The 14,187-nt window shown below is 61.7% G+C and carries 11 protein-coding genes; 7 read left to right on the top strand and 4 right to left on the bottom strand.

Annotated features, from left to right (window positions below; genetic code table 11):
• Positions 1–703: 703 nt before the first annotated feature.
• From PPGU16_RS26195 to PPGU16_RS26180, 4 genes are all read right to left on the bottom strand, one after another.
• Positions 704–1,153 (bottom strand): HU family DNA-binding protein, encoded by a 450-nt coding sequence (locus PPGU16_RS26195; protein WP_180723295.1) that lies wholly within the window; start codon positions 1,151–1,153, stop codon positions 704–706.
• Between the two features lie 339 nt (positions 1,154–1,492).
• Complete coding sequence (pdxR, locus tag PPGU16_RS26190; protein ID WP_180723294.1) at positions 1,493–2,962, bottom strand: MocR-like pyridoxine biosynthesis transcription factor PdxR; 1,470 nt, start codon at positions 2,960–2,962, stop codon at positions 1,493–1,495.
• A 1,039-nt stretch (positions 2,963–4,001) separates the two neighbouring features.
• A complete protein-coding gene (locus PPGU16_RS26185; RefSeq protein WP_180723293.1) occupies positions 4,002–5,510 on the bottom strand; it encodes a peptide MFS transporter in 1,509 nt (502 codons plus the stop codon).
• A 140-nt stretch (positions 5,511–5,650) separates the two neighbouring features.
• Positions 5,651–5,872, bottom strand: coding sequence for a hypothetical protein (locus PPGU16_RS26180; RefSeq protein WP_180723292.1), 222 nt, complete (start codon positions 5,870–5,872; stop codon positions 5,651–5,653).
• Positions 5,873–6,263: 391 nt separating this feature from the next.
• Between PPGU16_RS26180 and PPGU16_RS26175 the strand changes: the two genes are divergently transcribed.
• The 7 genes from PPGU16_RS26175 (at position 6,264) to PPGU16_RS26145 (ending at position 14,176) form a co-directional block, all read left to right on the top strand.
• The gene (locus PPGU16_RS26175; protein ID WP_007743723.1) at positions 6,264–6,833 is read left to right on the top strand and encodes a cupin domain-containing protein; all 570 of its coding nucleotides are present in this window, start codon (positions 6,264–6,266) and stop codon (positions 6,831–6,833) included.
• A gap of 206 nt (positions 6,834–7,039) precedes the next feature.
• Positions 7,040–8,656, top strand: a complete 1,617-nt coding sequence (locus tag PPGU16_RS26170) for a peptide ABC transporter substrate-binding protein (protein WP_180723291.1) — start codon at positions 7,040–7,042, stop codon at positions 8,654–8,656.
• Between the two features lie 29 nt (positions 8,657–8,685).
• Positions 8,686–9,624, top strand: coding sequence for an ABC transporter permease subunit (locus PPGU16_RS26165; protein ID WP_180723290.1), 939 nt, complete (start codon positions 8,686–8,688; stop codon positions 9,622–9,624).
• 11 nt (positions 9,625–9,635) lie between these two features.
• Positions 9,636–10,520, top strand: a complete 885-nt coding sequence (locus PPGU16_RS26160; protein WP_180725213.1) for an ABC transporter permease — start codon at positions 9,636–9,638, stop codon at positions 10,518–10,520.
• Position 10,521: 1 nt separating this feature from the next.
• On the top strand, positions 10,522–11,523 hold the full coding sequence (locus tag PPGU16_RS26155; protein WP_180723289.1) for an ABC transporter ATP-binding protein: 1,002 nt from the start codon (positions 10,522–10,524) through the stop codon (positions 11,521–11,523).
• Positions 11,520–12,515 (top strand): ABC transporter ATP-binding protein, encoded by a 996-nt coding sequence (locus PPGU16_RS26150; RefSeq protein WP_180723288.1) that lies wholly within the window; start codon positions 11,520–11,522, stop codon positions 12,513–12,515. The genes PPGU16_RS26155 and PPGU16_RS26150 overlap by 4 nt, the downstream gene beginning before the upstream one ends.
• A 155-nt stretch (positions 12,516–12,670) precedes the next feature.
• On the top strand, positions 12,671–14,176 hold the full coding sequence (locus PPGU16_RS26145; protein WP_180723287.1) for an OprD family outer membrane porin: 1,506 nt from the start codon (positions 12,671–12,673) through the stop codon (positions 14,174–14,176).
• Positions 14,177–14,187: the final 11 nt, after the last annotated feature.

Genomic DNA, 14,187 nt, shown 5'->3' with positions numbered 1-14,187 from the left:
CACACCGCCAGCACGTGTTCTTATCCACGGGCCCCCAACGTCCCCACCCTTCACACGGCAACGCCGCTGTTCGCGTGCGTTGCCAACGCTTTGAATAGATGCCTCACCCGCTTCACACAACCGAACAAGGGCGGTCGGCAGCGAATGGCTTGTGCCGCCCAGGTGGCAAACTGTGTGTAGGTCGTAGTACCGAAAAGATCAGCGTTCTTACCAGCGACACCAATCTTGCTACCCAGTCCGAAGTGATGCGTGCAAAGCGCGAAAGCCTGCACACAGTTTGCCACCTGGGCGGCCGTGGACTGTCTGGTACGGCGTGCTGTACTGCGGGAGCGTGAAGCGGGTGAGGCGCACTGCAAGAGCGCTGGCAACGAGCGTGGGTCACGTGGTTGCCGTGTGAAGTGTAAGACCCTTTGGGGGCCCTCAGGCAAACACTAGAACTGGCGGTGTGAGCCGCTTTCTTTTGCCTACTTTTCTTTGCGGCGGCAAAGAAAAGTAGGTGCCGCCCCGCACAGGGGCAACGCATCCACACCAAAGACATAACGCGGATGCCAGCGCAAACACAAGCCCAGAACCTAAAAGCTTGCGCAGCACCCCCACCGTCGAAGACAAAAAAAATCCCCACACACTTCCGCATGCGGGGACCGCGATAAAGCAAAGCAACCAAACGACAGCGGCTCGCGCCGCCATCGAGGCGCATCAACTTTTACGCTGCTGCGTCCTTCAGCTTCTTCAACGCGCGAGCCTTGACTCGCACGCTTGCCGGCTTGGCCGGGAACCAGCGCTCCTGACCCGTGAACGGGTCCTTGCCGAAGCGCTTCTTCTTCGCCGGAACGGTCTGAACGACGATCTTCAGAAGACCCGACAGCGTGAATTCGCCAGCGCCCTTCTTGTGAACCGAACCGAGGATCGTGTCTTCGAGTGCAGCCAGAACTGCCTTCGCCGACTTCGGCTCGACACCCGCACGCTCCGCAACGTGTGCAGCCAGCGAGGCCTTCGTGAAGGTGTCCTTGATCGGCGAGGGAACGCCGGACGCCTTCACGGCGACCTTCTTAGCCGTGACTTTCTTTGCGGGAGCAGCAGCTTTCTTTGCAGCAACCTTCTTGGTCGGAACCGTAGCAGCCTTCTTGGCTACCTTTTTTGCGGAAGTCGCCATATTTCTCCTACCTCTAAGGGTCAGTAATTGCGAGAAGCGCACGCGATATGCACACGCTTCAACGCCGGATTCTACAAGCGCTTTTGCTTTCTGCGCGAATCTTTTGTGTATAACGGTTACGGTTTGTTGCGTGGCGCTGACTACCTCGCGCATTTGGAGCCTGTTTTTAAGGGGTAAACGCGATCGCCGAGCGATTTCGCCGCACCTGTCCAGCTCCAATCGTCAACCGCATCGTCAGCGGGAAGACGCTCATCACATTGATGAAGTGACCCGCACTTCACGCGCGCGAGCGTCGGGGACGCCTGACAGAACGGCATGTATGCGCGTCCGAAGGCACGCTCAAGTCCTTGATTCGACACGCGGCAGCAGCTTCGCGAGCGTCGCGAGCGCGGCGTCGATCTGTTCGGCCTCGATGCCGCCATAGCCAAATACGAGCCCTGGTTGCGGCTTCGCGCGCACATAGAAAGGCGCGAGCCCGTGCAGCGCGATCGATTCGTCGCGCGCCGCTTCGATCACGGCCGCCTCCGTCAGCGGCGCCTTGAGCAATGCAGCCATATGGATGCCCGCCGTCGGCACGATAGGCTCGAACCAGCGTGCGAGGTCGCCGTGCAGATGCGCAAGCAGGCTTGCACGGCGCGCTGCGTAGAGCTTGTGCATCCGCTTCAGATGCTTGGCGAAGTCACCGTTCAGCATGAAACTGGCGAGCGCGGTCTGCGTCAGCGAGCAACCATGCCAGTCGCCGATCTGCCGCGCCTTGCGCAGCGTGTCGAATAGCGACGCGGGCGGCACCATGTAACCGACGCGCAGCTCGGGAAAGATCGTCTTTGAAAACGTTCCCACGTACGCGACGAGGCCGGTACGGTCGAGGCTCTTCAGCGGCTCCATCGGCCGTCCTTCGAAGCGGTATTCGCAGTCGTAGTCGTCTTCGATGATGACGGCGTCGCGCTGTTGCGCCCATTCGAGCAACTCGACGCGCCGCGCGAGACTCATCGGCATGCCGAGCGGAAACTGGTGCGACGGCGTCACGTAGACGAGCCGCGCGTTCTTCGGCAGCTTGCTGACGATCAGGCCTTCGGCATCGACGGGCACGGCGACGACTTTCGCGCCCACGGCCGTGAGGCACGCACGCGCGGGCGGATAGCCGGGGTCTTCGATGACGGCGACGTCGCCGGGACGCAGCGTCACGCGCGCGATGAGGTCGAGCGCATGCTGCGCGCCCTGCGTCACAATGACGTCCTCCCAGTTGCTCGCGACGGCGCGATTAAACGCGAGGTATCGCGAGATCGCGAGCCTCAATTCCTGTTCGCCGGCGGCATCGCGATAGGTGCCGCGTCCGCGCGACTGCACGCGCAGCGCGTGGTTCACGCAGCGGCGCCAGACATCGAAGGGGAAATGGGACTTGTCGGTAATGCCGCCGATGAAGTCGTACGGCGTGCCGGGTGTCGGCTGAGGACTGAGTACCTCGGGAACGGTGTGCCAGACCGGCTGCGCTCGGGCGCTGGAGGTGGGGGCCGTTTTCGCGTCATGTGCGGCGCGTGCATGTGCGGTTTTTTCGGCGGGCAGCCGCTGTAAACCTTCGGCGACAAAGGTACCCGAGCCGGCGCGCGCGTGCAGGAAGCCCTCGGCGAGCAGGCGCTCGAAGACGTCGAGGGTCGTTTTGCGGGAGACCCCGAGTTGCGTGGCGAGATCGCGGGTCGATGGCAGTTGTGTGCCGCCTGCCAGGCGGCCTTCGATTATTCCTGCGCGCAGTTGTCGGTAGATTTGCCCCGCCAGGTCGTGGCGGCCCTCTACGGATAGGTGGATTTCCATTTTGGGTTTTGGTTTGGTTGTTTGCCTGCGGCGCTTTGGGTTGTTGTTAGCTTAGCGTGTGCGTCGGTGTTCGGTGTTGTAAGGGGTTTGTTCTTTGCACTGGCGTCCGTGATTTGGCTTCGCGGCGTGGCTGGTGGGGTTTGCTTGTGTTTGCGCTGGCATCCGTGATTTGCCTTCGTGGCGTGGCCGGTGGGGTTTGCTTGTGTTTGCGCTGGCATCCGCGATTTGCCTTCGTGGCGTGGCTGGTGGGGTTTGCTTGTGTTTGCGCTGGCATCCGCATTTTGCCTTCGTGCTTCACGCGTCGCCCCTGTGCGGGGCGGCACCTACTTTTCTTTGCCGCCGCAAAGAAAAGTAGGCAAAAGAAAGCGGCTCACACCGCCAGCACGTGTGCCTGTCCACGGGCCCCCAACATCCCCACCCTTCACACGGCAGTGCCCTGGTTGGTGCTCGTTGCCAACGCTTTAACCAATTGCATCACCCACCCCAAACACCCATACAACAGCAAGCGGCAGCGAACGGTATGCGCCGCCCAGGTAGCAAACTGTGTGCAGGCCGTAGTACTCCACCCGTCTCACTTCGGACCGATAGCGCACGCGTCCCACGCTGTAAGAGCCCCAGGCTACCCGACGCGACAACCTACACACAGTTTGCCACCTGGGCGGCGGTGGACTATCTGGCGCGGCGTGCTGTACTGCGGGAGCGTGAAGCGGGTGAGGCGCACTGCAAGAGCGCTGGCAACGAACGTGGGTCACTTGGTTGCCGTGTGAAGCGTAAGAACCTGTGGGGGCCCTCAGGCAGGAACAAGGATTGGCGGTGTGAGCCGCTTTCTTTTGCCTACTTTTCTTTGCGGCGGCAAAGAAAAGTAGGTGCCGCCCCGCACAGGGGCGACGCCTGAAGCACGCTAACAAAACGCGGATGCCGGCGAAAACACGAGCAAACCAAAACACCAAAACCAAAACACCAACACCAAAACAAAAAGGCGCACCCAAAAACGGCACGCCTTGAAGAACCACTCCGCCCGAAGGGGCAAAAGAAAACCTTACTGCACTGAGGCCGCCACACCCTCACCGCTGCCCGCTTGCCCAGCACACTGCTGATGCGCCCGCGAAAGCCGCCCCATCAGCGGCAGCAGCAAGATAGCAACTACAGCCCCAACAGCAGCCAACCACCCAAGCTCAGCAAAGAGCTTCGTATACAGCGGTAAAGAGACCAAAGGATCAAGATCCCCCGCAGGCATCTTCGCCAGATTGGCAACAACACTACCCAGATACTGCGACACGCCCGTCGCCACAAAATAAGCGCCCATCATAAAACCGCTCATCCGCGACGGCACATAGCGCGCAATCATCGCAAGCCCGAGGCCGCTCACCAGCAGCTCGCCGAGCGAGTACAAACCATAACCCCCAACCATCCACCACGACGACACCCGCCCATTCACCGCGAAACTGCCGCTCCACGCATAGACGAAAAATCCCCCCGCCACCACAGCAAAACCAAACGCATACTTCGCAGCAACGGGCACATCCTTACCGTTGTTAGCAAGCTTCGTATACAGCACCGCGAGCAGCGGACTCAACATCATGATCCAGATCGGATTCAGCGCCTGGAACTGCGCGGCACTCCACGTAAACAGATGCGAGCCAAACAGCGTGAACGTCGGGTCGACGTTGCGCAGCGCAAACAGCGTCAGCGACGTCGACATCTGCTGATAGAACACGAAGAACAGAATCACCTGCAGCGTCAGAATCAGCGCGGCCAGCAAGCCCGAACGCTCCGACCGCTCGCAGCTGATCAGCATGTACGCGAAAATCGCCAGAATCGCGATGCCCGCTGTGTACACGCATGCGACAGCAATCGCCTTGTGCTGCAGCACGAACGTCGTCGCCGTGCCGAGCGCGATCCCGCCGATCGCCACAGCCAGCACGCGCTTCCAGCGGATCGGCTCGGCATCCGGCGCGGAGCCGACGTGCGACAACGTGCGGAACATCAGGAAGTAGTTGACGACAGCGATCAACATGCCGCCGCAGCAAACGGCAAACGCCGTGTGCCAGCCCCAGTGATCCTTGATCCACGGCGTCGCCAGCATCGACACCGTCGAGCCGATGTTCACCGCCATGTAATAAATCGTGAACGCGCTGTCGATACGCCCATCGTCGCCTTCGTAAATGCGGCGCACGAGATTCGCGGCGTTCGACTTGAACAGCCCATTGCCGACCACGATCACGCCCAGAGACGCATACATGAACTCGAGGCTGTCGTTCGGCAGCGAGAGCATCAGGTAGCCGGCCGCGAGCACCAGCGCGCCGAAAATCATCGAGCGGCGCGCACCGAGAATCTTGTCGCCGATCCAGCCGCCGATCGACGGCGACGCATACACGAGCGCCGCGAACGCGCCCCATGTGAGCGTCGCGCGGCTGTCGTCGAAGCCGAGCCGGTCAATCATGAACAGCACGAGCAGCGCCGCCATGCCGTAGTAGCCGAAGCGCTCCCACATCTCGATGAGAAAGACCGTCGAAAACGACCGGGTCTGGGATACGGGTGATTTCATGCTTTCCTCTTATTTACGCGATAGCAGCCGCGCGCGCACGCGTCGGTCGAGCGGACGCATGCCACGGGGCGAAGCTGGAAAAACTGGAGATCGTCGATGACTTGCCGTGGCCGATGCGCAAAGCGCCATCGAGACACAGTTCAGTGCGATACGAGCAACGGACAGCGCGGTCCGCGTCGAAAACGGAACAACCAGGACTTCAGCGGGAGGCCGTCAACGCGAACAGCGCGTGACGAAAGGCTCAATGATAAAGCATCGCGCGAGCGGATCGCTTTGGCGGCTGCATCGAAATACGCGTGCTGGATATGCGGGATGAATGTGGAAAGACTGCGAAAGAAATCGACATGGATGTTCACCTTCATTCGTCGGTGGCAGTCCGGTCAGGACGTACCGATCAAAACGCCGCCGCAGGATCGCTGCAAACGGGAGTGCAGGCGGATCAGCCCGGCCGGGCCAACCCGCGCGAGGTTGCGATTGTGCGCATCGAAACGCGACTTGTCGCTTCGGGAATTCACTGACATGCGCGGCGCCCCTGCACGATCCTTCTCAATGCATTACTGCTCTTCTAACGCAAATCCGATAAGTGCTCTTTGCGATCTGGCAACATAGAGTGCTTTCTCGAAAAGATCGGATCTGCGTGAACGGCATGAAAGAGTTGTCAAGTTGCGCAAGGCTTGCCGGGAAAGAGCAACACGTCATCAAACAACATTTGCTTATATCAAACTAATTTTGACGGACTAATTTGGTTTTGTTATGGTCACGACACTTGAGAAAGACACGGCACTTGCACTGGGGAGCAAGATCCGCGCGCTGAGGCAAAGGCTGAAGCGTACGCTCGACGAAACAGCGACAGCAGCAGGCATTTCCAAGCCGTTCCTGTCCCAAGTCGAGCGCGGTCTCGCGTCGCCGTCCATCACGTCGCTGGCAGGTATTGCGAATGCGTTGGGAGTGAAGGTGCAGTATTTCGTCGACACACCAAGCGAAGAGCGCTCGGTGTGTCGAGCAAACGAGCTGAAGTTTTTTGGTTTTGCAGACTCGGCGAATCTGTTTGCCCGGATGACCAATCTGTCGGGGGGCCGTCAGTTGGAAGCCATCCTTGTGAGGATGCCCCCCGGGCAAAAGCGTTCCGAAGTCACGACACATGCCGGTGAAGAGTTCATCTATGTCATCGAAGGGCAAGTGTCGTTGACGCTGGAAGGCAAGACCTTCGTGCTGCGCGCCGGAGACAGCGCGCATTACGAATCGACGGTACCGCATAGCTGGGCCAACACGGCCCGCAAGGAATCGGTCGTCGTGTGGGTAGGTACGCCGAGGTTGTTTTAGAAGGCAGGCATTCGATCCTGGTTGGAAGCGCTTCCGCAAGTCGGGGCGCATGACATTCCGCTGTAGGATGCCTGTAATAATAATTGTAAGGAATCCTGCATGCTGTACACCGAACAAGGGCCACCTCGGCCTTCATCACGCGGATAACCGTTAGTGGCGTCCGCGCCGCTTGCGTTTCTCTCCCGACTTTTTCTGCGAATCCAACCATGAAAACACCGTTCGTTTACACGACGGCGCTGGCCGCGCTCGTCCTCACGTTTCAGCACAACGCATCGGCCGTCACGGTCCCGTCGGGCGCCACGCTCGCCGCGAGCCAGGAACTGACCCGTCAGGTTCCCGCCGAAACCGAATCGCTCGACCCCGCTCACATCGAATCGTGGACGGGCAACACGATCGGCCTCGACCTGTTCGAAGGCTTGACGCGCATCGACGCAACGGGCGCGATCGTGCCCGGCGTCGCGCAGTCGTGGACGCGCACCGCGCCCGACACGTGGGTCTTCAAGCTGCGTCACGATGCGAAGTGGAGCAACGGCCAGCCCGTCACGGCAGCGGACTTCGTGTATGCATGGCAACGCGTCGTCGATCCGAAGACGGGTTCGAAGTACACGGTGCTCGTCGAGTTCGTGAAGAACGGGAAGGAAATCATTGCGGGCAAGGCGCCCGTGACGAGCCTCGGCGCGCGCGCCGTCGATCCGTACACGCTCGAAGTGAAGACCGACGTGCCCGCCGCCTTCTTCCCGCAACTGACAGCGATGGCGACGATGGCCCCCGTCGATAAAGCCGTCGTGACGAAGTTCGGCAATGACTGGACGCGCCCGGCGAACTTCGTCGGCAACGGCGCGTTTGCGCTGACCGACTGGCAGCCGAACAACCGCCTCGTCATCAACAAGAACGGCAACTACTGGAACGCACCGAAGGTCGCGATCTCGAAGGTCACGTATCTGCCGATCGAAAGCGACGAAACGGCAATGCGCATGTACCAGGCCGGCCAGTTCGATTACACGTACACGATTCCGTCGGGCATCTTCAACCAGGTCGACAAGCAGTTCGGCCCGCAGTTGCAGAAGGGCCTGCAGATCGCAACGTATTACTACAGCCTCAATAACGACGACCCCGTCTTCAAGGACAAGCGCGTGCGCCAGGCGCTGTCGATGGTGGTCGATCGCGAGCTGCTGACGTCGAAGCTCACGTCGAGCGGCGAACTGCCGATGTACGGTCTGATCTCGAAGGGCACGGAAGGCGCCGCCGTCTTCAAGCCGGAATGGGCATCGTGGCCGATGGCCAAGCGTGTCGAATACGCGCGCAATTTGCTGAAGGAAGCCGGCTACTCGGATGCGAAGCCGCTCACGTTCACCTTCACGTACAACACGAACGATCTGCACAAGAAGGTTGCCCTCTTCGTCACGTCGGAATGGCGCACCAAGCTGGGCGTCACCGCGAAACTCGAGAACGTCGAGTACAAGGTGCTGCTCAAGCAGCGTCATGACGGCAAGGTGCAGGCGTCGCGCGACGGCTGGTTCGTCGACTACAACGACGCCATGTCGTATTTCGATCTGATCCGCTGCGGCAGCGTGCAGAACGACCAGCACTACTGCAACCCGAAGGTCGACGCGCTGATCGATCAGGCCAACCAGCAGACGGACGACAAGCAGCGCACCGCCCTGCTCTCGCAGGCGCATGACCTCGCGATGAACGACTATCCGATGATCCCGCTGTTCCAGTACTCGGCGGCGCGTCTGGTGAAGCCGTATGTTGGCGGCTATACGTCGACCAACTATCTCGACATGCGCGCGTCGCAAGACATGTACTTGCTCAAGCACTAAACGGCAGCGAAAGCACAGGAAAGGCACCCATGCTTGCATACACGTTGCGCCGCACGCTGTGGGCGATCCCGACGATACTCGCCGTGATCACCGCATGCTATCTGCTGCTGCATCTCACGCCCGGCGGTCCGTTCGATACCGAGAAGCATCTGTCGGAGGCCACGCTCGCGAATCTGAACGCGCGCTACCACCTCGACGAGCCGCTGTGGAAGCAGTATCTGCATTATCTGTGGGCATTGCTGCACGGCGACCTCGGTCTGTCGTTCCGCTACACCGACTGGTCCGTCACCGATCTCGTGATGAAGGCGCTGCCCGTGAGTCTCGGCGTCGGCGGCGTGTCGGTGCCCATCGCCGTCGTGATCGGCGTCACGCTCGGCACGGTTGCCGCCGTGCGTCGCGACAGCGTGATCGATCACGCGGTGATGGTGCTCGGCAATATCGGCAACGTCGTGCCGCCGTTCGTGCTCGGCCCGTTGCTGGTGTGGGTGTTCGCCATTCTGCTGAAGACTGCGGACGGCCATGGCTGGCTGCCCGCGGGCGGCTGGGGAGAAGGCGAGTGGCGTTATCGCGTGCTGCCCATCGCACTTCTGACGATCATCAACGTGGCGCTGATCGCGCGTGTGATGCGCGGCAGCATGATCGAAGTGCTGTCGGGCAACTTCATCCGCACCGCGCGGGCGAAGGGCCTGCCCGCGCGCACGATCGTCCTGCGCCACGCAATGAAGCCTGCGCTGATGCCTGTCGTGTCGCTGCTCGGCTCGGTGTGCATTTCGTCGATCACGGCGGCGGTCGTCACCGAATCGGTGTTCGCGCTGCCCGGTATCGGCCAGCTCGTCGTCAACGGCGCGATCAACCGCGACTACACGCTGGTGCTCGGCCTCGTCGTGCTGACGACAGCCGTCGCCGTCCTGTTCAACCTGCTCGTCGACCTTGCGTACGCATGGCTCGATCCGCGTATCCGCTACTGACACCGATGAGAATGCCACCTGTTTCATTGACCGTCGTCGACGCGCCGCCGTCGCGCAGTCCGCTCGCGACGGCCGCGCGCCGCTTCGTGCGCAATCGCGCGGCGTTCGTCGCGCTGCTGTTGCTGGTCGTCATCATGCTCGCGTGCTTCGTCGGGCCGCTGCTGTCGCCGAACAATGCGATCGACAGCGACTGGTCCTCGATCAGCCTCGCGCCCACATGGCAGAACATGCACTGGTTCGGCACCGACGAACTCGGCCGCGATCTGCTGGTGCGCACGCTGGTCGGCGGGCGCGTGTCGCTCGAAGTCGGTCTGCTCGGCACGCTCGTGTCGGGACTGATCGGCGTCGCGTGGGGCGCAACGGCCGGTTATCTGGGCGGACGTGTCGATGCCGTGATGATGCGCATCGTCGACATGATGTACGCGATTCCCTACATGCTGATCGCGATCCTGATGATGACGCTGTTCGGCCGCGCGTTCTATCTGGTCGTGCTGACGATCAGCGCGTTTTCGTGGCTCGACATGGCGCGTGTGGTGCGCGGGCAAACGTTGTCATTGCGCTCGCGCGAGTTCATCGACGCAGCCAAAGCGATCGGCGTCGATTCGCGCTCGATCATCACGCGACACATCGTGCCGAATCTGATCGGCGTGGTGGTCGTCTACGCGACGGTCACGGTGCCGGGCATCGTGCTGACGGAATCGGTGCTGTCGTTTCTCGGCCTCGGCGTGCAGGAACCGATGACGAGCTGGGGCGTGCTGATCCAGGACGGCGCGCAGAAGCTCGAATCGACGCCGTGGCTGCTGCTGTGCCCGGCCCTCATGCTGTGCGCGACACTTTATGCCGTGAGCTTCGTCGGCGACGGCCTGCGCGATGCACTCGATCCGAAGGACCGCTGAGATGGCACAGAACAAGGCATTACTCGAAGTCAAGGACCTGAGCGTGCGCTTCTCGCGTCGCGACGGCGCGCCCGTCGACGCCGTGCAACGCGTGTCGTTCTCGCTCGACAAAGGCAAGACGCTCGGCATCGTGGGCGAATCGGGTTCGGGCAAAAGCCAGACCGTGATGGCGCTGCTCGGCCTGCTCGCGAAGAACGGCAAGGTCAGCGGCGAAGCGCTCTACAACGGCGCGAACCTGCTGACGATGAACGACGCCGCGCTCAACCGCATTCGCGGCGACCGCATCGGCATGATCTTCCAGGACCCGATGACGTCGCTCAATCCGTTCCTCACGATCGAACGGCAGATGACGGAGACGCTGCAACTGCATCGCAAGCTGTCGCGCCGAGAGGCGAAGCAGCGCGCGATCGAAACGCTTGAACGCGTGCGCATTCCCGATGCGGCGCGCCGTATCGGCATGTATCCGCACGAGTTCTCGGGCGGCATGCGCCAGCGCGTGATGATCGCGATGGCGCTGTTGTCGGAACCCGAAATCCTGATCGCCGACGAACCGACCACGGCCCTCGACGTCACCGTGCAGGCGCAGATCATCGAACTGCTGCGTGAACTGAACCGCGAGCGCGGCACCGCGATCATCCTGATCACGCACGACATGGGTGTAGTGGCCGGCCTGTGCGACGACGTGATGGTGATGTACGCGGGGCAAACGGTCGAGCAGGCACCCGCGCAGCAACTGTTCGCCGCGCCGACGCATCCGTACACGATCGGCCTGCTGAACGCGCTGCCGCGACTTACCGACGACGACGATCAGCCGCTGCAAACCATTCCGGGCAATCCGCCTTTGCCGGGCATGGCGACGCAAGGCTGCGCGTTCGCGCCGCGCTGCACGTTCGCCGAAGAGCGATGCCGCGCGACGCGTCCGTCGCTCGAACCGATCGAAGGCGAAGTGCATGCGCTGCGCGCGTGCCATCGTCCTGTCCAGGCTATCGCGGAGGTGCTATGAGCGCCCAGGAAACCCTACTCAAGGTCGACAACCTCAGCGTGCACTTCAGCATCGCGCAGGGCGGCTATCCGTGGTCGAAGAAGGCGACGCTGCGCGCCGTCGACGGCGTGTCGTTTGATGTGCGTCGTGGCGAGACGGTGGGCCTCGTCGGAGAATCCGGATGCGGAAAATCGACGCTCGCGCGCGCGATCATTGGCCTGACGCCCGTGACGTCGGGCAGTGTGCAATGGAAAGGACACGAGTCGGTAAAAGGCACGTCCCGCGATACGACGCAGATTCGCCGCGACGTGCAGATGATTTTTCAGGACCCGCTCGCGTCGCTCGATCCGCGCATGACGATCGAACAGATTGTCGCGGAGCCGCTCAAGACGCATCAGCCGCAACTCGGCCGCGAGGAGATACGCGTTCGCGTGCGGACGATGCTCGAACGCGTCGGCTTGAGCAATCATCATCTGCGCCGCTATCCGCATGAATTCTCGGGCGGGCAGTGCCAGCGCGTGGGCATTGCGCGCGCGTTGATCGGCGAGCCGCAACTCGTGATCTGCGACGAGCCGGTCTCCGCGCTCGATGTGTCGATCCAGGCGCAGATCGTCAATCTGCTGCGCGATCTGCAACGCGAACTGTCGCTGTCGCTGCTGTTCGTCGCGCACGATCTGGCCGTCGTGAAGGCGATCAGCCAGCGCGTGCTCGTGATGTACCTGGGTCGCGTGATGGAGTTCGGCGACAAGCGCGACGTGTACCGCGAGCCGCAGCATCCGTACACGCGGGCGCTGCTGTCGGCCGTGCCGCTGCCCGACCCGGTCGCCGAGCGTGCGCGCAAGCATGTGCTGTTGCGCGGCGAGATTCCGTCGCCACTCAAGCCGCCTTCGGGCTGCGCGTTCCGTACGCGCTGCCCGGATGCGATCGACGCGTGCGCGCACGAGCGGCCCGTTACGAGCGCAACGGGCATCGGTCATACGCAGGTCGCCTGCATACGCGCTGTCATGACCTGACAACCCTTTAGCTTCACACAAACCTTTTTCCACGACGCAGCTAGCCGCTGCGCCGAGGGAGGCGTTCGTTCGCGCGACGGCGGGAACGGGCGAGAAAGCGTGGCACGGCCGACCGCCGCGCCACTGTTTCATCAACTAGAAAAAATGGAACTGCAATGACAACCCAACGATCCACATCAGGAGCATCGAAGTTCGCCTTGCTGGCAGTGGGCCTGCCGGCACTGACGATCGCCACCGCCGCATTCGCCGACGACGCAGCCGCGCCCGCCGCCGCCAGCGCAGCCGTGGCGCAGGCTGCGCCCGCGGCACCCGCCGCACCAGCCAAACCGAAGCTGAAACACATGCCGAACGTCGCGGAGGTGCAGCCCGAAACCAACAACGCGCTCGTGAATGCAGAAGCCGACCAGGTTGCGACGCCGCCCGCGCCGTTGTCGAGCCAGGCGAAGAGCAAAGGCCTGATCGCCGACAGCCATCTGAACCTGCTGTTCCGCAATTACGCCGACCAGTTCGACAACGAAGGTGGCCCGCACCGCCACGCGTGGGTTCAGGGCATGCAGGCGAACTTCGAATCCGGCTACACGCAAGGGCCCGTCGGTCTCGGCTTCGATGCATCGCTGTTCGCCGCACTCAAGCTCGACGGCGGCAACGGCGCGGGCAACATGGTGCACGTGGCGAAGGGCGGCGGCGGTTCGGACCAGCTCGCATGGGCGTATCCGGGCATGTACGACATCAAGGGGCGCATCTCCGAGACGGTCGTCAAGTATGGTTTGCAGATCGTCGACAACAATCCGTTCATGGAACCGCACGACAACCGCGCGTTGCCGCCGACGTTCCTCGGCGTATCGGCAGTGAGCAACGACATCCATAACGTCACGATGCAGGCCGGTAGCTTCACGAAGGTCGACGCGCGCGGCCACACGAACCTGATCGACCTGACGTCGTCGTACGGCGGCACGACGATCAAGCGCCTGTCCTACTTCGGCGGCAACTGGGACTATTCGCCCAACGGCACGGTCACGTTGTACGCGGATCAGGCGGAAGACGTGTGGAATCAGTTCTACGCGGCGATCTCACATTCGATCGGCGATGTGAACACGGTCAAGTGGGCTGGACTCGCGAACATCTACTCGACGCATCAGACGGGTTCGGCGCTGCAAGGGCATATCAACAACAATGCGTATAGCCTGTCGCTGTCGGCGCAACATGGTCCGCATCAGGTGTTGCTCGGCTATCAGCAGATTCTCGGCGACCAGTTCTTCGATTATGTGAACGAGACCAACGGTATCTATCTCGTGAACTCGATGGATGTCGACTACAACGCGCCGCATGAAAAGTCGTTCCAGCTGCGGTATACGTTCGATGGCAAGTATGCCGGCTTGCCTGGCTTCAAGGCGATGCTGTGGGGCGTGACGGGCTGGGGAGCGGATGCTTCGGCTGGCGCCGCGTCGAATGCGATCGGGCCTTACACGCGGAATGGCGAGTATGTGCATGGCACGCATCATGAGATCGGGTTTATTCCGAGCTATACGCTGCAGAGCGGACGGTTCAAGGATACGAAGATCACGTTTATCGCGATGTATCACAAGTCGACAGCGCATTACTCGGACCCGGATAATATGGAATACCGGCTTGTGGTGAATGTGCCGGTGAAGGTGTTCTGATTTTTTTTGTC

The sequence above is a fragment of the Paraburkholderia largidicola genome, assembly GCF_013426895.1.
Lineage (GTDB): Bacteria > Pseudomonadota > Gammaproteobacteria > Burkholderiales > Burkholderiaceae > Paraburkholderia > Paraburkholderia largidicola.
The sequence above is the reverse complement of the archived record's forward strand: the minus strand, read 5'-3'. Positions and strand labels throughout refer to the sequence as shown.

Coding starts and splice junctions, on each gene's coding strand:
- PPGU16_RS26195 (WP_180723295.1), bottom strand. CDS start 1,153: ATGGCGACTTCCGCAAAAAAGGTAGCCAAGAAGGCTGCTACGGTTCCG.
- pdxR (WP_180723294.1), bottom strand. CDS start 2,962: ATGGAAATCCACCTATCCGTAGAGGGCCGCCACGACCTGGCGGGGCAA.
- PPGU16_RS26185 (WP_180723293.1), bottom strand. CDS start 5,510: ATGAAATCACCCGTATCCCAGACCCGGTCGTTTTCGACGGTCTTTCTC.
- PPGU16_RS26180 (WP_180723292.1), bottom strand. CDS start 5,872: ATGAAGGTGAACATCCATGTCGATTTCTTTCGCAGTCTTTCCACATTC.
- PPGU16_RS26175 (WP_007743723.1), top strand. CDS start 6,264: ATGGTCACGACACTTGAGAAAGACACGGCACTTGCACTGGGGAGCAAG.
- PPGU16_RS26170 (WP_180723291.1), top strand. CDS start 7,040: ATGAAAACACCGTTCGTTTACACGACGGCGCTGGCCGCGCTCGTCCTC.
- PPGU16_RS26165 (WP_180723290.1), top strand. CDS start 8,686: ATGCTTGCATACACGTTGCGCCGCACGCTGTGGGCGATCCCGACGATA.
- PPGU16_RS26160 (WP_180725213.1), top strand. CDS start 9,636: ATGCCACCTGTTTCATTGACCGTCGTCGACGCGCCGCCGTCGCGCAGT.
- PPGU16_RS26155 (WP_180723289.1), top strand. CDS start 10,522: ATGGCACAGAACAAGGCATTACTCGAAGTCAAGGACCTGAGCGTGCGC.
- PPGU16_RS26150 (WP_180723288.1), top strand. CDS start 11,520: ATGAGCGCCCAGGAAACCCTACTCAAGGTCGACAACCTCAGCGTGCAC.
- PPGU16_RS26145 (WP_180723287.1), top strand. CDS start 12,671: ATGACAACCCAACGATCCACATCAGGAGCATCGAAGTTCGCCTTGCTG.